This window comes from Exiguobacterium sp. AT1b (assembly GCF_000023045.1).
Classification (GTDB): Bacteria; Bacillota; Bacilli; order Exiguobacteriales; family Exiguobacteriaceae; genus Exiguobacterium.
This window is the reverse complement of record NC_012673.1, coordinates 1784011-1804702: the sequence shown is the minus strand read 5'-3', so window position 1 is coordinate 1804702 and position 20692 is coordinate 1784011. Positions and strand designations below refer to the sequence as shown.

Below are 20692 nucleotides of genomic sequence, written 5' to 3'. Positions count from 1 at the left end.
ATTCGTATTAGAAGAGTGTAAGAGTTCTCAAGCCAATCGTCAAGTTCTTCCGACTACATTTACCTTGTAATCAAAATGTAATCATAACTTCGTATTTAGTGGATTGAGTTCTGACGTCTGCTTGGTTATGTTTAACATGTAGTAAAAAACTTGGGAAATGAACGTGCCATTTTTGACAATACACGAATTATTTTTCAAGAGATTCGTCACAAGAAAAGTAATGTAAGCGCTATCATTTCGTTTTTTTGAAAAGGGAGGATATAAATTCACTTATTTATAACGACACGAGTTGGGGAAATCGGATTAGACCATTACATCTAAGGGAGACTTACACATGGGGAAACCAACACAATCATTTAAGGCAGTCACTGGCCTCGCCTTATCAGCAGGGCTCATCGTCAGCAGCATGACGCCGATTGCGGCAAACGTAAACGCTGAGACGTTGAACGCATCAGACCTCTTCATTTCCGAGTACGTAGAAGGATCGAGCAACAATAAAGCCATCGAGTTGTTCAACGGAACGAACGCGACAATCGACCTTTCCGCTTACAAAATTGAACTGTATTCAAACGGAGGTACGACTGCCGGAAATACATTGAATTTGACTGGCACCCTCGCACCAGGGGCGACATATGTCATTGTGAATGGCAGTGCCTCAGACGCATTGAAAGCGAAATCGGATACGACGAGCGCCGTGACGAACTTCAACGGGGATGACACGATTGTCTTGAAAAAAGGAGACACGGTTCTTGATGTCTTCGGTCAACTCGGCTTCGACCCAGGAACAAAATGGGGAACGACCGTTGCGACTGCTGACCAATCGCTCATTCGTAAAGACACGGTCACAAAGGGAGACAGTGATGGCAGTGATGCCTTCGACCCGGCTGTCGAATGGTCATCGACACCACAAGACACGTTCGACAATCTGGGGTTACATACGTTCCAAGGCGTCGAATACGGAGATGGCGGCACAACGGAGCCTCCTGCACCAATCACACCAATTTCAATTGCTGATGCACGAACAAAGGCAGAAAATGAGACGGTCACCGTAAAAGGAGTCGTCACGGCTAAATTAGCGAACACCATCTCCATTCAAGACGCAACAGGTGGTCTGTCTATCCGTCCGACATCTCTTGCCGTCAACGTCGGGGACGAGGTCGTTGTCACAGGGGTCGTCGGTTCGTACCGTGAGCTTCTTCAATTGAACAGCGCTGTCGTTGTTTCAAAACAAGCAGCAACACTTCCTACTGCCCAAGTCTTGACAGGGGAACAAATCAACGAGGACGTCGAATCCGAACTCGTTACCGTCAAAAATGTCACACTCACAGGTAGCGGTCAGAACTTGACGGCGACGGACGGAACGAAGGAGTTCGTCGTTCGCGACGAGCGAGGCATCCTTGATTTACAGACGGATGTGAACTATTCATCGATCACAGGAATCGTTCAACAGTTTGACGATACGTACCAAATCATCCCTCGTGACCCGGCGGACACGGTTATCGATACGTCCGTTCTTCGGCCGGCTGTCGCGAAACCAGGTGCCGGTACATTCGTTGGTCCACAAGACGTGACGCTCTCGACAACGACAGCAGACGCTGAGATTTTCTATACACTCGACGGCTCTGATCCAAAAGAGAATGGGCTTCGTTACGAAAACCCAATCCGCATTGAAAACTCGACGACATTGAAAACGGTCGTGAAAACAGGCGACTCGTTCAGCGCCGTCTCAACATTCTCTTATAAGATCACAGACAAGATTCGTATTCACGACATCCAAGGTGCGAACCACACGGCTCCGATGAACGGACAGACGGTTGAAGGGGTAGAAGGAATTGTCACGTCTACGTTCGTCTCGAGCGGGACGACCTATTACTTCATTCAAACTCCTGACGCCGAGGCCGATGACGATGCACGGACATCTGAAGGGATTGTCCTTTACGGTGGACGTTCGATTGCTGGCATTCAAGTCGGTGACCTCGTCAAAGTGAACGGAAAAGTGAGCGAGTATGCGATCGAAGGATACAGCGACCGTCAACAGACAGATATGAAGATGACACAAATCGATACACGCAACGGAAAAGTTGAAGTCGTCGCGAGTGGCGTCACCCTTCCGACTCCGATCACAATCGATGCCTCAAACCTTCCGACTGAGTTTATCGACAGCGATAACCTCGCCGTCTTCAACCCGGAGAAGGATGCCATCGACTTCTGGGAGAGCCTTGAAGGGATGCGTGTTCAAACGAACAACTTGAAGTCGGTCGGACCACAAGAATACGGTGATTTGGTGACTGTTCTCGAAGATACGCCAACGGAGACGTACAATGGGGGCGTCTTATTGAAAAAGAACGACGCAAACCCGGAACGCATTCAGTTCCGTCTCGAGCCGAACGCGGAAGCGCGTGAATTCGATGTCGCGACGGGCGACCGCTTCAACGGACCGATTGTCGGTGTTGTCGGCTATTCATTCGGTAACTATAAGATTCAAGCCTCACTTGAAGACATGAAAGCTGCCTTCGTCAAAGGAGATGCGCAGCGTGAGAAGACATTCATCGAGGCAGAAGAAGATCAATTAACGATTGCATCGTATAACTTAGAGAACTTCTCGAACAACATCAAAGAAACATCAGATGAAAAGGCACTCAAACTGGCGAAAGCGTTCGTCAACGAATTGAACAGCCCTGACATCATCGGTGTGACGGAAGTACAAGACAACGATGGACAGGATAAAGGGGCAGGTTCTGCCGCTGACCAGAGCTATCAGCGCTTAATCGATAACATTGTCGCTGTCGGTGGGAAGACGTATAAATACGTCAACATCGACCCAGAGAACAACCAAGACGGTGGTGCACCGGATGCCAACATCCGTGTCGGCTTCTTGTACGATCCTGAGCGCGTGTCATTGACGGAGGGAATTCCTGCTGGTGACGCGACGACGGCCGTCGGATACGCCGATGGGAAATTGACGCACAACCCGGGACGCATCGACCCGATGAACGAAGCGTTCTCACGTTCGCGTAAACCGTTAGCTGCTCAATTCGACTTCCAAGGCGAGAACGTCATCGTGATCGCGAACCATTGGAACTCAAAAGGTGGCGACACTGGCTTCTTCGGTTCACAACAACCGGTCGTACTCGGAAGTGAAGTGCAACGTAAGAAAATCGCACAAGTCGTCCACAACTTCGTCGCAGACGTGAAGACGAAAAATCCAGAAGCGAACGTCGTCGCACTCGGAGACTTCAACGATTTCGAATTCTCGGATGCGCTCCAAATCTTCAAAGGCGACTTGATGACGAACATGGTCGAGAAAGTCCCGGCTGTCGACCGTTACTCGTATGTGTATCAAGGGAACTCACAAGTACTCGATCACATCCTCGTCTCGAACCGCTTGGCCGCTTCTACGAAAATCGATATGATTCACGTCAACTCGGACTTCACCGAGATGTCAGGTCGTGCGAGTGACCACGATCCAGTCCTTGCGCAGATCGATTTCACACCGGAAGCAGAAGTGGAATTGACACGCTATACCGTTGAAAATCATCCAGCGGCACGCCTCGTCCTTCAAGAGGATTACATCGGCGTGACAATCGGAAAAGGCACGAACTTTAAAAACGGTATCTTCGTTCGTGGCGTATACACGGAATTGACAGGAGAACCGTTGAAAAATGTCGTCGTTCAAGTGAAACCGAACGAAGCCGGTGCCATCATCGACTTCAAAGGCGCGACGGTAAAAGAAGTAATCGTTGACGGGAAAAACCTTGCTGAGATTCGTGGGGCGAAACATGTCCAACGCATCACATACACGAAAGGTGCTTCTCCTTCATCAATCATCATCAAGAAATAACATGTTGAACCGCAGACACATCGTCTGCGGTTTTTTGGTTTCACCTCTCTTGAAGCGGGGATAAAGAGGAAGATACTGAATCATGGAGGATGAACCCGATGGAATTGTATAACGGAGACTTATATTGGCCAACGACCGAATCAGAGGACGTCGTGTTAGAAAGACCTGACAAAAAAGAGCATTACGACGTACTCGTCATCGGAGCCGGCATGTCTGGAACGTTGACGGCCTATACGCTTCAGCAGGATGGAGTCGATTTTGCGGTGCTCGATGGGCGAAAAGTCGGTACAGGAAGCACATCAGCAAATACCGGTTTAATTCAATATTCAAATGACATCATGTTACACGAACTCGCAGAAAAAATTGGAGAAGCGGCAGCGGTACGCTTCTATCAATTATGTCTCGACGCGGTCGAATCGCTCGACCAGGTGGCGAAAGACGTCGATGCATCCGATATATATATTCGACGGGACAGCCTTTGTTTTGCGAGTGAAGAGGACGATGTTGCCAAATTGCAACGTGAGTATGAGATGCTAGCCAAACACGGTTTTGATGTGGAGTGGTTGGATCGTGAGGCACTACGTGAACGCTTCCCATTTGAAAAACCGGCGGCCCTCATCACAAAAGGCGATGCCGAGGTCAATCCGCTCACGCTCAGTCGTCAAATCATCCGCCATTTATCGAAACAACATGTCCCGATTTTTGAAGAGACGTCGGTGGATGAGGTCGTGTCTGATGGTGATGGATGGATCGTGTTCACCTCGAACGGGACATTTAAAGCGAATAAAGTCATCTTTGCGACAGGTTATGGGCCAGCTCCCCTACTCGACTCCCATCGGATCGATTTGAATCGGTCATACGCCATCGCAACGAATCCGATCGCCGAATTCAGCGAATGGGAAGGACGCGCGCTCATTTGGGAGACGAAACGACCATATCTCTATTTGCGCACGACTCCGGACGGGCGAATTATCGCGGGTGGGCTTGACGAAGACAAGGCCGAAACACCGCACGATGAGGCGCTCATGAACAATCGGGCGGAACGAGTGAAAGAAAAAATCGCCGAGCTCTTCCCGATGTATGACCTAGAAGTCGATTATGCTTGGGTCGCCTTGTTTGGAGAGTCGGTGGACCAACTCCCGTTCATCGGGGAGCACCCGAATCGACCAAACTTGTTTTACTTGCTCGGATATGGGGGAAATGGGACCGTGTATAGCATGCTTGGCTCTCGTATTTTGAGTGCTCTCGTTCGTGGTCAGTCGCATCCCGATGCGGACCTCGTTCGTTTAGATCGAACGTAATCCCCGACATTTCGGGGATTGTTACATCATTGAAGGAGTGTTTTTGGATTGAAGAAAAAAAGAAAATCAAACAGGGTGTACCGACTACGTCGTCTTGCCGTATTCCTCGTCCCTCTCGGCTGCGCCTTTTGGTTCTGGCCGCAGGAATCCGTCCCCACGACGCAGTTAAAGGCTGAACAAGCATCCATTTCCGAGGAAATATATACGATTGAAGAACGTACACCAATCGAACAAGACGGTGTTATTCGATATGAATACGACATCGTCGTACATGGGAACCCGAGTACGGATGAGCTTCAATCCGTCAGCCATGACGTCATCGATGACGTAAAACAGTCAGATCAGTTCCAGGCCGCCTTGTTACGATTTTATGATGATGCTGCCTATATCGGGACGGAACCGCCACTCGGTGAAGCCGTATTCGCTCCGGAAGGCGACTATGGACTCGCAGACTGGGTGGAACCCGGTCAAACAGACGACATGATGTTCGGTTGGCAACTTCGAGAAAAAGAATGGACGACCAAATTGACCGATACAGAAATTCAAATTTGGAGGTCATGGCAAGATCAATATACGAAGCAGAATCCTGATGACCCCGATGCGAAAGCGAAAGTGACACGCATCATTGCCACTGAATACGAACTCGACCCTAAAGTGGTACAACAAATCGTATTGAAACAGCATGTATGGGCCGCATTATAAATGTTTGTGTGAAATCTCTCTTTTTTGAAAAAGAGGGATTTTTTTATTGGCGTTAGGGAACACCGATACAGTAGGTCAAATGGTGACTTACGACGGTCAGTCATACTTAAGGGAGGCAATCACATGGGGAACAAGAAAGAAGAGCAGTTAAAACAACATACGATTGATAACGAACAACAAGCTGGCTTGACGACAAATCAAGGTCTGAAGATGGCGGAAGACGAATTCTCGCTGAAAGCAGGACGTCGTGGTCCGACATTGATCGAGGATTTCCATTTCCGCGAGAAGATGACCCATTTCGACCATGAGCGGATTCCGGAGCGGATCGTCCATGCTCGCGGCGTAGGAGCACATGGAGAGTTCCAGGTGTATGAACCGCTCGCTGAATTCACAAAAGCGAACTTTTTGAACGACCCTTCGAAGACGACACCCGTATTCGTCCGTTTCTCGACCGTCCAGGGCTCACGTGGATCCGCGGATACGGTCCGTGACGTCCGTGGTTTTGCGACGAAGTTCTACACAGACGAAGGGAACTACGATTTAGTCGGAAACAACATCCCGGTCTTCTTTATCCAAGATGCCATCAAGTTCCCGGACCTCGTCCACGCTGTGAAGCCTGAGCCACATACGGAAGTGCCGCAAGGAGGAAGCGCGCACGATACGTTCTGGGATTTTGTCGGACAAAACCATGAAACGGCTCACATGGTCATGTGGGCGATGAGTGACCGGGGGATTCCACGTAGTCTACGCATGATGGAAGGGTTCGGGGTGCATACATTCCGTCTTGTAAATGCGGAAGGAAAAGCGCATTTCGTCAAATTCCATTGGAAACCGAAGCTCGGGGTTCATTCACAAGTATGGGACGAAGCCCAAAAGGCAGTCGGGAAAAACGCTGACTTCCACCGTGTCGACTTGTATGAAGCCATCAATAAAGGCGACTATCCGGAATGGGAGCTCGGTCTACAGCTGATCCCGGAAGAAGACGAGTTCAACTACGACTTCGACATCTTAGACCCGACCAAACTGTGGCCGGAAGAGGAGATTCCAGTGAAACTCGTCGGGAAGATGACACTCAATCGGAACGTCGACAACTTCTTCGCGGAAACCGAACAAGTCGCCTTCCACCCGGGTCATCTCGTCCCAGGAATCGACTTCTCGAACGATCCGCTCTTACAAGGTCGTCTGTTCTCGTATACGGACACGCAGCTTTCACGTCTCGGTGGACCAAACTTCCACCAGATCCCAATCAACAAGCCCGTTTGTCCGTTCCACAACAACCAGCGGGACGGGATGCATCAGATGGCCGTCCATAAAGGTCAGACGAGCTATCATAAAAATGCGCTCAATAACAATCAGCCTGAACCCGTACCAGCCGACCAAGGTGGATTTGAGCACTATCAAGAGAAAGTCGATGGACATAAGATTCGGGGACGTAGTGACAGCTTCCTTGATTTCTACTCACAGGCGAAGCTCTTCTACAACAGCATGACCGATGTCGAGAAACAACACATCCAAGATGCCTGCAGTTTTGAGCTCGGAAAATGTGAGTCGGACATGGTGAAAGAGAACGCCGTCGATTTATTGAACCGCATCGATCGTCATCTCGCTGAAGTCGTCGCCGACAACTTAGGAGTACATGTGCCAGAAGAGAATAATGAGGTCCAGTCAGATAAGACGTCCCCTGCCCTCTCGATGGCGAACACGATCAAAAAGCCCGATACGAAGAGCGTCGCCCTTCTCCTTGCAGGTGACGTGGATGCGAACCAGGTGAAACAGTGGGTGCAGACGCTCGCCGATCACAACGTCAACTACAGCCTCGTCGGCAAGAAGGCGTATATGCTTGGTGACCTGAAGGTGAAGGAGACGTACGATACGGTCGACTCGAGCCTCTTCGATGCTGCCTTCTTAGTGAGTGCCGCGACGACTGTCGAGGATGATGTGCTCGAATTTATCGAGAACACGTACAAACACTATAAGCCGCTCGCCCTACACGTACACCATAAAGAGGCACTCGCCACATGTCGCGTGAAGCAAGATCAGCCTGGTGTCTTCACGTTTGACGAGCATAACCTCGATGGATTCAATGCGTTCATCGATGGGATTGCGACTGCCCGATTCTGGGACCGTGCCTAACGACGTCACTTGACTCGACTCGATTCCCGAGTCGAGTTTTTTTCATGTCTGTCATTCACTGCATGCAGTGCATCATCTCGGACAATCCTAATTTGATTTGGTATACTCTTTTAGTTATGTTTATTAACTATTCGAATTTGAAGAAAAGGAGGCGTCACGTATGATGCAACAACCTATTCAAAAACTTTGGACGAGAGACTTTTTAATCATCTCGCTCATCAACTTCTTCCTGACGCTCATCTTTTTCTTATTGATGGTCACCATCGGGGTGCATGCCGTCGAGTCGTACGGGGCGACCACGAGTCAAGCAGGACTCGTCACCGGCATCTTCATCATCGGGACGCTGACCGGGCGCTTGTTCATCGGTCGACTGATCGATTCAATCGGTCGGAAGAAGACACTTTATATCGGGCTCGTCTTTTTCACCGCCACGATTTTATTGTACTTCGTCCATTGGGGTGTCGGTTTCTTATTACTGACACGGTTCGTACACGGACTCGGGATGGGATTATCGAGTACGGCAACTGGAACCATCGTCGCGCAAGTCATTCCCGCGACTCGAAAAGGTGAAGGGATCGGTTACTACAGCATGAGTTCTACTCTGGCGACAGCCATCGGGCCCTTCGTCGGATTACTCCTCAGCCAACACACGAGCTTCACCGTCATCTTCGGCCTTTGCTTTGTGATCGGGGTCATCAGTTTGGCGAGTACGTTCTTTGTGAATGTACCGGAAGTCGACGCACCGGAAGTCGTGCGTGGATTCTCTTTAAAATCGTTCGTCGAACCAAAAGCGCTCCCGATTGCCTTGATTATCGGGATGGCCGCACTAAGCTACTCGAGTGTCTTGTCCTACATCAACTTCTACGCGAGTGAACTCGACTTGATCGAGGCAGCGAGTATCTTCTTCCTCGTCTATTCGGTCGCCGTTCTGTTATCACGACCAATCACAGGAAAATTGATGGACGCGCGCGGAGCGAACGTCGTCATGTATCCGGCAATCGCCATCTTCGCGATCGGACTGCTCGTGCTCAGCCAGGCGAATAGCGGTTGGATGCTTCTACTTGCCGGTGCGTTAATCGGATTAGGCTTCGGGAATATCCAATCTGGCACCCAAGCAATCGCCGTCAAGGCGTCTCCACCTCACCGAATGGGGATGGCGACATCGACCTTCTTCATCGCACTTGATGCCGGTCTAGGGTTCGGCCCCTATTTCATCGGGTTGTTGATTCCGTTGACAGGCTTCTCGACCCTTTATTTGATTCTTTCAGGCGTCGTTCTCTTTACCATTTTCTTGTATTACGTCATGAACGGACGGAACGAACAAAAACAACTGAACGAAGCTGCTTGACGGGATGTACGTACATCCCGTCTTTTTTTGAAAGTTCACACATTTGGTCGAATGATGCGGTAAGATAAAAATGACGTGTTAAAAATAGAATGAACGAAATGAGGGAGACGAGATGAAAGCTGACCAAACACTTCAATCCAACGCATCGATTTTACTACGGACGTTCGATAAAATTTCAGACTATGTGTTCTTTATGGAAGTCGATGGTTCAGCATATCGCTACGTCTTCGTAAATGAGCCTGGGAAACGGGCCATCAATTGGTCAGATGCGGATGTCGGGAAGACCATCGATGAGTTGGTCCCGACCGAGACCGCTAAACTTATTACGCAGTATTACGATGAAGCGATTCGTACAAAAAAGAGTGTCGTCTATGAAGACTACCGTCTTGCTGACTCCTTTTATACGGATACGGTCGAGGCGGATGATGTATTGACGCTCCCCCTTCATTATTTCGAGTCAGAAGTGACTCCGATTTTCAATGATGAGGGGAACTGTACCCATATCGTCTCCGTCGTTCGTGAAGTGACGGAACGGAAGCGTCGCGAACTCGAATTGTCGATTTTAAAAGATCATCACGAGTCGCTACGACGTTATTCTCCACATGGCATCTTTGTACTCGACCATCATTTGAACATCAAATCCGTCAACCCGGCCGTCACGGTCATCACGGGTCATAAGGAACAAGATATGCTTCACCAACCGTTCCTAAATTGGCTTCCCGAGTGTGAGCGGTCTCGGGTCAGGAAAGGGTTACAATTCACGCTGTCTGGGATTCCACACAAGTATTCCATTTATGCTGAACATCAATCCGGTGAACGACTCGACTTAACCGTCCTCAACATTCCAATCGAGGTCGGCGGTAACATCACCGGCCTGTTTGCGATCATCATTGATTTGACGCCAGAGAAGAATGCTGAGCGTGCCACGGTCGAAAGCGAACGTCGTTACCGTCAGTTGATTGAAACCATTCCGGAAGGCATCATTGTGCATCAGGAAGGACAGATTATATATGCGAACGCGATGGCACTCGCCACAATCGGAGAAACCTATCTAGAGAGTGAATCGATTTTTTCATTCATCGCAGAAGAGTATCATCAGTCCACCCGTCAACGACTTGCCTCTCTCGAGCTCGGAGGCCCCGTCCAAGACACGGAAATGGTCATCATGACACCGAGTGGAGACAAGCTCCAGATGGATATCAGTAGCCTTCTCATCGATTATGAGGGCGAAACGGCCGTCTTAACGATTTTGCGTGATGTCACGGAGAAACGTGAAATGGAACAAGCGTTAAGACAAAGTGAGTTACAATATCGATTGATCACAGAAAACATGAGCGACCTCGTCTGCATACTAGAGCGGGATGGTACCGTTCGCTATGCATCCCCTTCTCACCGTACCGTGCTCGGCTTCGCGGCCGGGTATTACGAAGGGAAGAATACGCTCGACTATATCCATCCGGACGACATCCACATCGTCAGAGGACAGTTGAAAGAAATGAAGGAACAAGACGTGTCCTTGACCCTTGAGTTCCGTCATTTTCATGCTGATCAGCGCTGGATTTGGCTCGAAACGAAAATTCAGGCCATCTATGATGAGTCCGGACATCTCCTTCACTACTTGACGGTCAGCCGAGAAATCATGCAGCGAAAGGCGCTCGAGAAACAGCTGAAACATTTGGCGTATCATGACACGCTGACCGATTTACCGAACCGTCGTTTCTTCCTCGCCTACCTCGAGGAAGCGATCGATCGAACCGAATTCGAGCAAGGTGAATTGGCCGTCCTCGCCCTTGACGTCGACCGGTTCAAACAAATCAACGATACATTCGGTCATGATGTGGGCGATGAGCTCTTGCGACAACTCGCTCGTCGATTGACCTCCGTGCTTCGCAAACAAGATATGATTGCGAGACTTGGCGGTGACGAGTTTGCCGTTCTCATTCGCTTCAACGATCCCTGTGCCCTACATCGGGTTGCAGAGAAAATCATTCAAGCACTTCAGCGTCCATGGGAAATCGACCAACATACGTTCATCACGACTTCAAGTGTCGGGGGTGCGCGATATGTGAAAGGACTATCGATCAAGCAGTTACTAAAACGTGCCGACCTCGCTCTCTATGAAGCCAAAGCAGGCGGACGAAATCAATATGCACTCGCAAAGGACCACCGATAAGTGGTTCTTTTTTCACGTGAAACATCGGAAATAACTCCTAAATCCGAACATTAAACATAAATAAATTAAATTTTATTCATTTTTAGCTCATTTTGATTAAGTTATCCTTTGACTTTAGACTCTATTCACGTTATATTACCGAATGGGCGAAGTTTTTTATTGTTCAATACGCTAATGTTCGTGAATAGGGGTGCGATATATGGATAAAGTATTTGATTATGAAGATATTCAATTAATTCCTGCAAAATGTATTGTCGACAGTCGTTCGGAATGTGATCCGACCGTCGAGCTCGGGGGCTTCACGTTCCGTTTACCGGTCGTTCCGGCTAACATGCAGACGATTATCGATGAAAAGGTCGCATTGATGCTGGCCAAGAACGGGTATTTTTACATCATGCATCGCTTCAATCCAGAGACGCGCCTGGCGTTTATCCAAGACATGCATGAGCGTGGTTTGTATGCGTCCATCAGTGTCGGCGTGAAAGATGAAGAGTATGGGTTTATCGAAGTGCTCAAATCGACCGGTCATACGCCAGAATTTATTACAATCGATATCGCGCATGGACACTCGAATGCGGTCATCCGAATGATTCAGCATATCAAACACCATCTTCCTGGATCATTCGTCATCGCGGGGAACGTCGGGACACCAGAGGCCGTTCGCGAATTAGAGCATGCCGGAGCGGATGCGACGAAGGTTGGAATCGGTCCTGGTAAAGTGTGTATCACGAAAATCAAGACAGGTTTTGGTACCGGGGGCTGGCAATTGGCTGCACTTCGCTGGTGTGCCAAAGCAGCGACGAAACCGATTATCGCGGATGGGGGCATCCGTACTCACGGTGACATCGCCAAATCGATTCGCTTCGGCGCTTCGATGGTCATGATCGGTTCATTGTTCGCCGGACACGATGAATCACCGGGGGAAACGTTCGAGCAAGACGGGAAACAACTGAAAGAGTATTTCGGTTCTGCTTCTGAGTTCCAAAAAGGAGAGCGAAAGAACGTCGAGGGGAAAAAGATGTTTGTCGAACACAAAGGGGCATTGCAAGATACATTGACCGAGATGGAGCAAGACCTCCAATCGGCGATTTCTTACGCGGGTGGTGACAGTCTCGAGGCATTGCGCACCGTAGACTACGTCATGGTAAAAAACTCAATCTTCAATGGGGATAAAGTATATTAAAAAGGCGACCTCGTGTCGCCTTTTATAGTTCCTTCATCATCATGTAGTAATCCGATCCCGGTGGGTAGTCCGGTAGCATACCTGCGACTGTGTAGCCGAATCGCTCATAAAACGGCTTGGCTTGAAACGAGAACGTCGTCAGCTTCACACGCGTCGCACCGAGCGACTTCGCTAACGCCTCCCCTTCTTGAAGCAATTGACTACCGATGCCCTGACCATGAAAGTCTGCATCGACCCAAAGGCGATCCAAATCGAACCACCCCCAATACACGCTCCCATACAAGCCGGCGATCACCCGTCCTTCTTGCTCCACTTTCAACTGAATGGCCGGTATGTGCGCCTCACGAATGTCACGATGGTGAATCGAACGAACGTTGTTGTACTCACGTAATTGAGTGGTTAAAAACTGTTGGAACGTCTCGTCTTCCTCATAAATTCGCGTGATAGTATGTGTCATCTTCCCACCGTCCCATTCACAAAAAACGAAATCAATTCTTCCTCTTCTTCATTGACTTCACGATTGACGAGTGAAGCATATGACTGCGTGATTCCATCGATATTTCCCGGGAAATCACACGAAATGGTGGCAATTCGTCTTAATGCAAGACAATCTTCCGCGAACGCTTCACGACTCACCATCTCACCGTGTGACCAGACAATCTGTTGGGCATCAAACGATTCCAATACATTCAACAACCGAAGGGTTTCTTCCGGAGTCATTCGCCATGTCGGAGAATAGATGTCTGCGTATAACGCGTCTCCTAAAAATAATACCCGCTCTTCTACAACATAAAGGACAACCGCATCTTTCGCGTGGTCTCCTCCGACATGTCGTAACACGACGTGAACACCACCGAGGTCGAGCGTCAGCGACTCTTGAAACGTCAGCGTGGGCAATACGATTTCGATATCGCGCGTATCTCCATACTCTTCTCGGATCGCCTGTGCACAAAACTCGATTTCAATCCCTTGCGCCACCCGCTCATCAAGCGAGACATCATCCCAAGCATACGGAACGAGTTTCTCCATCCCTTGTTTTGTCGCCTCACTCGCAATGGAAACCTTTCCTTCGAGTGCAGGTAAACCAAAGATATGATCCCAATGCCAATGAGTCAACGCAACCATTGAAGGCGCGCGGAGGCCTTGTTTCTCTAGCTGTTCTAAAAAGAATGAAGCGTGCGACACGGAATTGCCCGCGTCGATAAGTAGCGTATGCGTATCGCCGACAACGGCACCGAGAATCGGTCGGTCTGTGCGGTCGACCGGTGTCATATACCAAAAACGATCCGAATGTTTGATCAAAGTTTGCATGAACGAACAGACTCCTCTTCCAATATATTCGTTAATTCTTCGAATGAACGTCTCTCATCGTTTTGAATCTGAACGTGGCGAAGCGGGAGTCGTTCAAGTAGTTCGAGTTCACGACGCTGACGTTCCACTAAAATCTCAATCGTCCCGACTACCCCCTCACGACTATGGTTCACGCCATAGGCACCGCTCGTATAATACTCGACAAAGCCGCCTTGCCATTCTATTGGTCGTTCATCATATACGATTGGAAAAATGCGTGCGACGTCATTCAACGCCAAATAAACGACTATCGGATCAATCGGTTTTAGGATGTCCGCGACTTCTTGAACGTATGTTTCCATATCCGCTAACGGAACGTCTTGAGAAACCATTCCAATCGTGAAAGGATTTTGGAGCAACGCACATTCAAAGATGACGTCCTGTTCTTCCCTCTCCACCTTTTGAACATACCGCCGCCAGCGTTCGCACATGATTCGTGTGTGAAGAGCGAAAGGCAACTCGTAGACGTCCGTTCCGGCACGTTCATCACCATCATCATAACGGACGAGCCATCCCCCCTCGATTTCATCAAGAATACGACCAGTTGATGGTTTCTCCTCGACCCAATAGACATCATGCACATCTACCGGGTGTGACGCATCTACTTCCGAATAGAACTTCCCATTTCGTTTATCTTGTAGCCTCTCGGCAAACGTAGATTTCCCGCTTCCCGGTAATCCTTCAATCAACCATAATTTCCCCATCCTCAAATCTCCTTATCCGAATATCCATCATACTGAAACCACTGATCTCCTCCATTGTTCTTTGCAATATACATGGCTGCATCTGCTTGTTGAAGAATCGAATCGACGGTGTCGGTCGACTGGACCAGGGTGACGCCAACACTTGCTGTAAGATGAATGACTTCACCATTCGACGCGTGTATTCCCTGGGAAATAACTTCATTAATCTGCTCAACCCCACTTAGTGGACCCGTTTGCACCAAAACAAATTCATCGTCTGAGAAACGGTAGACTTGACCACCAACACGCTGGACGAATTCATTTAATCGTTGTGCGATTTCAATTAATACTTCATCCCCTATCATGTGCCCATACTGATTGTTGATTCTTGTAAAATCGTCTAAATTGACGAGTATCAATGTAATCGATGGCGTCCGGTGCATCTTTTTGTATAAATCGGTCGTGAGCGTATGACGATTATACAGTTTGGTCAGTTGATCTTGTTTTGCGATTCGAATCATCTCGCGTTGTTTCCGTTCCTTTCGAATCCCGTTCTCCATCCATCGTGCAAGCAACCGTACCGTCCCAGTCAACTCTTGCAACGTTTCCTCGTCGAGATGATCATTCAAGTTGCCTTGCTCCGAGAGAAGAACGACCCAGCCAAACACTTGATGCGCATGCGTCAAAGGAAAACTGACAAGCCTCGTGAATTCGATACCGTCTACAATCAAATCTCCTTCCTGAAGCGTTTGTGCGCCGACCGTTGTCAGTTGATGTAGGGAATGCAGTTCTTCTTCCCCCCAAGTCAAACGAGAGACCCCATTCTCCACTAGAAGACGATGCGAAGGTTCAATCGAGAAGATGACCGCGTGGGAGTAACCGACCCATTCCAATAAAATTTCTTGAACCCGGGCCAATTGGTCTTGGAACGGTACACGCAATGCCGTCGCTTCATACAATGCCTCGATTGATTGTTGTCGAGTGATTTGTCTTCTTGAAACTTCCGTGTGCTCAATCTCTGTCATGACCCAATGCGTAAACGATTCGAGCGCCTTCAAGTTTTCTTCTGAGAACGTTCTCGCCTGCCCATCTACTACGCAAAGTGTGCCGATGACGTGACCTTGCTTCGTCCGCAGCGGTACACCTGCATAAAATGCGATTCGGTCAATCCAAGGACTGTCACTTTCAATCGCCTCTGCTGCAATATCTTCAATCACTAGCGGAGACTCCGATGTGACAACGCGATTACATAACGTCCATTCCCGTTTGAGATGAGCGGATTCGAGCTCGATACCGACACACGATTTGAACCATTGTTGGTCTGTCGTCATGATGGAAATGAAGGCGATTGGCATCTGGAAGGTCTGTGCGACCAATCGGGAGATCCGGTCAAACCGTTCCTCTTGTGGCGTATTTAAAATTTCCAAGCGCAAGATCGCTTTGAGTCGTTGCAATTCACGTTCATCTAGAGAAGGTTGCAACAACTGCGCAGGCTGCTCGATCTTCGATAACATCATCTGATGGGAATACAAGATTCCGAGGGCCTCTTCTAACTCCGCGAGCGGCATCGGGCGACTGAAGAAATACCCTTGAATCTCATCACAGCCGAGCTGACGTAAGATCCGATATTGTTCTTCCGTCTCCACACCTTCAGCCGTCACCTCTAACTCTAGCTTTTTGGCCAACGAGACAATCAGTTTGACGATTTCATACTCTTTCATGCCGCTCTCCTGATCGAGTTGCGCGACGAACGACCGGTCGATCTTGATTCCATCAATCTCGAACAACTTCAAATAATTCAACGAGGAATAACTGACCCCAAAGTCATCAATCAACAGTCGAAATCCTTGTTGTTTGAGCGATTCGACCGTTTTGATGGCCGCGACCGGTTCATGCATCAACGTGTGCTCGGTCACCTCAAACTCAAATTGTTCCGGCACAAGACCGTACGATGCAATGATGGCAACCAGTTCATTCATATGATGCTCATGAAATAAATTCGGTGAGACATTCACGGCTACACGGCGCCCTGCAAACTGCTCGGGATGCGACGACACGTCCTGACATACCTGATTCATGACGAATCGTGTCACGTCTTCAATCAAGAGTGACTGTTCGGCCACACGAATGAACGTTTCAGGTGAAACGAATCCGAGAACAGGACTCTCCCAGCGAATGAGCGCCTCAAAATGAATCGCCCCGTCCATCGATACTTTCGGTTGATACACCATGTATAACTCGTCTAGCTTCAACGCTTTGACCAGTTCCGTTTCAATCATCATCTCATCGATGTAACGCTGCACATACTCATCATGTTCATATAAATGAATCGTTTGATTTCCCGTCTGACGTGCTTCGAGTAGAGCGGTCGAGGCGTTCATGATGACTCGGTCGGCATCCGCCGTGCCGGCACCGATTCCGATACAACTTGATAATGGGAATTCCGCATCTGCCACCTGATAGGAGTGACTAGAAATCACGTCGAGCAGATGCTCGGCATACATATAGGCCAATTGGATTGGAACGTGAGGCAACACGGCGATAAAATCCTCACCATCTACCCGACCGATGATGGAACCTTTCGGAAGCGTATTCGCCAATTGACGTGTGATGTCTTTTATCAATTGGTTCGAGCGTTCCACTCCTTGGAGCGACATCATCATCTTGAAACGATTGATGTGGAGACGCATCACACTCGTCTCTTCGGTGTCATGTTGCTCGAACAGTTGATCAAGTTCTAATTTGACTTTCATCAGATTCGGCATGCCCGTCAAATAGTCCATGTGCTCGATACTTCGTAACAATTTGATTTCCGCTTCCTCGGATAAATCAGTTGTCAAACTAAGGACATAACGAACAAGACCAGCCTCATCTTCAATCGGTACAAGCATAGAAGAAGCGAAACGGGCCGTATTGGAGTCGATGTTCATTTGCGACATGAAATAGACCGGTTCCCCTGTTTCAACGACTGCATCATAATGTCCAATCAATTCATCGGCCACTTCTGAGCGGTACATCTCATGTAAATATCGACCTTCTACATCACTTGGAAGCGAAGAGGCCACCTTCCCCTGTTCGCTCACATTCACGTAGCGATAGCCGTTCTCCGTCACCTCCATTAGAAATACCATCCGATACAAGCGTGTGAACAGCTCGAATAGATAATTTGGGTCGCCTTTCATCCGTTGCATCGTATTATCCCTCCACCTGTTCCTTTTTCTTATAGTGTAGTTGGTTTCGCTCAAACTATGGAGAAAACCTTTGAAAAAATGGGAAAACGTTTTTCTCTTATAGAAAAACACCCTCTCATATTTGAGAAGGTGCTCTTCAGGTTAAAGCAATTCGTTCGCTAAGAGACGATAGACGTTCAGGCGATCTTCCTGCTTATGCTGGATGCTACAAATCATCGCTTCATCGAAACCATAGCGTTCCGATTCATCCCGTAACTGTTCCGCGATTTGTTTCGGCGTTCCTACGAGGTGGATGGCTCGGTTGTTGGCGATGTGAATTTTATCGACCTCCGTGAGCGGATAGTCGTGGGCCGCTTCCGGACTCAACAGCTGTCTCAATTGACCACGCATCAAGAAAAGACGCGACAAATCAGAAGGTCGGGCCAGATATTCCGCCTCTTCTTCCGTCTCTGCTGTCGTGACCAAATACGTGACGCTGATGTCCGGTTTCTCCATGAAATCAGACGGCGTGAAATGGTGACGGTACGTGTCGAGCGTATCGGCACTCAGTTCACCATTAAAAAATTGAGCGAATGAATAACCGAGCCCCATTCGTCCGGCCTGCACGGCGCTGTTCCCACTCGAACCGAGTAACCATGCTTCCGGTAGCGTGACGCCTGTAGGTGCTGCTGGCGTGTTCTTATACCATCTCTCTTCAGGTGCTTCATCTTTGATCAATTGAAGCGTCGTATCGAGCTTCTCGTAAAGTCCGTCCATCATCGGCTTCTGCCCTTGTGACATCGCATAGATTGCGTTCGCATCACCGCCTGGCGCACGTCCGACACCAAAGTCGATCCGTCCTGGGGCGAGCGCGCTGAGCGTCTTGAATACCTCTGCCATCTTGAGTGGCGAGTAGTGCATCATCATGATGCCGCCGGACCCGAGACGAATCTTGTTCGTCTTAGCTGCCAGATAGGCCGTGATGACCTCTGGAGCCGAGCTGGCGAACGACATGCCCCCATGATGCTCCGCCATCCACATGCGGTAATATCCTAACTCCTCTGCGACTTGCGCGAGCTCGACCGCGCTGTTCAGCGCATGTTCTCCTGTATGACCCGACGTGACCGGCGCCTGGTCTAACACACTCAATCTCATCATGCATTCTCCTATCTCTATAATGAAGTTTCTAAATATCTTGAATTTGTTGGACTCGCCGTCATCATACTAAATGGTTTGATGGAATACGAATGTTTTGCCTAGTGTTTAACCTTGTATTTTTCAGAAAATTTCCGCATGTTGTTGATAGCACCTGGTCATATTTTTTATACTAAGAAAGAAATACGTTTTAACAACGGCTGGATGTGTAATGGGGATACATAGACAGCAAAAACACTTCGGGGAAATGGGGAATGCATCATGAATGGTTCATCAACACCAGACGGAAAGAAATCTTCTTTTTCGAGTCGAGACTTCTTTAAGTTCTTGATTCCATCACTTATCGGGATCATGTTTTTCATCGTACCAATCTCATCAGAGGAAGGCTTCACGATTCCAGTCGCCTTCTTATCCAATCTGCTGATTGACTGGATTGGGGATTTCGTCCCGACACTCGCCGTCATCATGATGGGGATTTCGATTGTCGGCTCATTATTACTCTTTACGGCACGTCCTGCTTTTATGATGGAGCGACCATCCATCAACGCATTGTTTAGCGTGACACCGTTTTGGTTCGTCATGCGCGTGATCGGTTTCATTGCCGGGGTCATGACGCTACTTACACTCGGACCAGAGATGATCACGTCAGAATTTACAGGGGGCTTATTGCTCTTTGATTTGATTCCAATCCTATTTGCAACATTCTTCTTTGCCGGTATGTTGTTACCGCTCTTATTAAACTTCGGACTTCTCGAGTTCGTCGGGACGTTCTTGATGAAGATCATGCGTCCGCTCTTCCGCTTGCCAGGGCGCGCCTCACTTGACTCGCTCGCTTCATGGGTCGGAGATGCGACGATCGGGATTCTACTGACGACCAAACAGTATGAGGAAGGTTATTACACGAAACGGGAAGCGTCGATCATTGCGACGACATTCTCCGTCGTCTCCATCACCTTCACCATCGTCGTCTTACAGTATGTCGAACTCGACCAATACTTCTTGCCTTACTACGGAGCCATCGTCTTATCCGGACTAGTCGCCGCTCTCATCATGCCACGAATTTATCCGTTATCTAAAAAGGCAGACACGGCTTATGAGAAGACCGAGCTCAAACCAGAAGAAGAAGTCCCGGCGAACGTGTCACTCGGCAGATGGGCGTTAATTCAGGCGTTACAAAAGTCACGTTCGAGTAAAAGTTTCCTAGAGACACTCAAAGACGGCTTCAAAAACGTGCTCGATATGTGGATCGGCGTCCTCCCTGTCGTCATGGCGGTCGGGACGATTGCGGTCGTCATCGCAGAATACACGCCGTTCTTCACTATCCTTGGGAAGCCGTTCGAGCCGATCTTGATGCTCCTTCAAGTGCCTGAGGCATCGGAAGCCGCTCAGACGATGGTCGTCGGGTTCGCCGACATGTTCTTGCCGGCCGTTCTCGGAAGCGGCATCGAGAGTGAATTGACGCGTTTTGTCATCGCTACGTTGTCGGTTACCCAGCTCATCTATATGTCAGAAGTCGGGGGCTTGTTGCTCGGTTCAAAATTGCCGATCTCATTCCTCGACCTCGTCTTGATTTTCTTGTTACGGACCTTCATCACCCTTCCGATCATCGTCGGCATCGCACATCTTGTCTTTTAACGAAAACGACGCCCTTTC

General features: G+C 48.9%; 13 protein-coding genes. 8 read left to right on the top strand and 5 right to left on the bottom strand.

All coding sequences use genetic code 11. The features are described 5' to 3' along the window. Positions 1-334 precede the first annotated feature (334 nt). From EAT1B_RS09310 to guaC, 7 genes are all read left to right on the top strand, one after another. Positions 335-3841 carry a lamin tail domain-containing protein gene (locus tag EAT1B_RS09310; RefSeq protein WP_015880316.1) on the top strand — a complete coding sequence of 1169 codons (3507 nt, stop codon included), beginning with the start codon at positions 335-337 and terminating at the stop codon, positions 3839-3841. 98 nt (positions 3842-3939) lie between these two features. Then, positions 3940-5142, top strand: a complete 1203-nt coding sequence (locus EAT1B_RS09305) for an FAD-binding oxidoreductase (protein WP_015880315.1) — start codon at positions 3940-3942, stop codon at positions 5140-5142. A 48-nt stretch (positions 5143-5190) separates the two neighbouring features. After that, on the top strand, positions 5191-5844 hold the full coding sequence (locus tag EAT1B_RS09300) for a hypothetical protein (protein ID WP_015880314.1): 654 nt from the start codon (positions 5191-5193) through the stop codon (positions 5842-5844). 123 nt (positions 5845-5967) lie between these two features. Then, on the top strand, positions 5968-7977 hold the full coding sequence (locus EAT1B_RS09295; protein WP_015880313.1) for a catalase: 2010 nt from the start codon (positions 5968-5970) through the stop codon (positions 7975-7977). Positions 7978-8140: 163 nt separating this feature from the next. Beyond that, positions 8141-9325: an MFS transporter gene (locus EAT1B_RS09290; protein ID WP_041918118.1), complete on the top strand. Its 1185-nt coding sequence runs from the start codon at positions 8141-8143 to the stop codon at positions 9323-9325. 112 nt (positions 9326-9437) lie between these two features. Continuing rightward, positions 9438-11498, top strand: coding sequence for a PAS domain S-box protein (locus EAT1B_RS09285; protein ID WP_015880311.1), 2061 nt, complete (start codon positions 9438-9440; stop codon positions 11496-11498). A gap of 199 nt (positions 11499-11697) precedes the next feature. After that, positions 11698-12681 carry a GMP reductase gene (guaC, locus tag EAT1B_RS09280; protein ID WP_015880310.1) on the top strand — a complete coding sequence of 328 codons (984 nt, stop codon included), beginning with the start codon at positions 11698-11700 and terminating at the stop codon, positions 12679-12681. Between the two features lie 22 nt (positions 12682-12703). Here the strand turns inward: guaC and EAT1B_RS09275 are convergent, their stop codons facing one another. The 5 genes from EAT1B_RS09275 to EAT1B_RS09255 all read right to left on the bottom strand — a co-directional run bounded on the left by EAT1B_RS09275 (position 12704) and on the right by EAT1B_RS09255 (position 19039). Beyond that, positions 12704-13138 carry a GNAT family N-acetyltransferase gene (locus EAT1B_RS09275; RefSeq protein ID WP_015880309.1) on the bottom strand — a complete coding sequence of 145 codons (435 nt, stop codon included), beginning with the start codon at positions 13136-13138 and terminating at the stop codon, positions 12704-12706. After that, positions 13135-13992, bottom strand: coding sequence for an MBL fold metallo-hydrolase (locus EAT1B_RS09270; RefSeq protein ID WP_015880308.1), 858 nt, complete (start codon positions 13990-13992; stop codon positions 13135-13137). Before EAT1B_RS09270 ends, EAT1B_RS09275 begins: the two co-directional genes overlap by 4 nt. Next, complete coding sequence (locus tag EAT1B_RS09265; RefSeq protein WP_015880307.1) at positions 13980-14735, bottom strand: hypothetical protein; 756 nt, start codon at positions 14733-14735, stop codon at positions 13980-13982. Before EAT1B_RS09265 ends, EAT1B_RS09270 begins: the two co-directional genes overlap by 13 nt. Before the next feature lie 2 nt (positions 14736-14737). Beyond that, positions 14738-17905, bottom strand: a complete 3168-nt coding sequence (locus EAT1B_RS09260) for an EAL domain-containing protein (protein ID WP_015880306.1) — start codon at positions 17903-17905, stop codon at positions 14738-14740. 141 nt (positions 17906-18046) lie between these two features. Beyond that, positions 18047-19039, bottom strand: a complete 993-nt coding sequence (locus EAT1B_RS09255) for an LLM class flavin-dependent oxidoreductase (RefSeq protein WP_041917962.1) — start codon at positions 19037-19039, stop codon at positions 18047-18049. A 261-nt stretch (positions 19040-19300) separates the two neighbouring features. Between EAT1B_RS09255 and EAT1B_RS09250 the strand changes: the two genes are divergently transcribed. Next, entirely contained in the window at positions 19301-20674 is a 1374-nt protein-coding gene (locus tag EAT1B_RS09250) for a YjiH family protein (RefSeq protein ID WP_015880304.1), read from the top strand. Positions 20675-20692 lie beyond the last annotated feature (18 nt).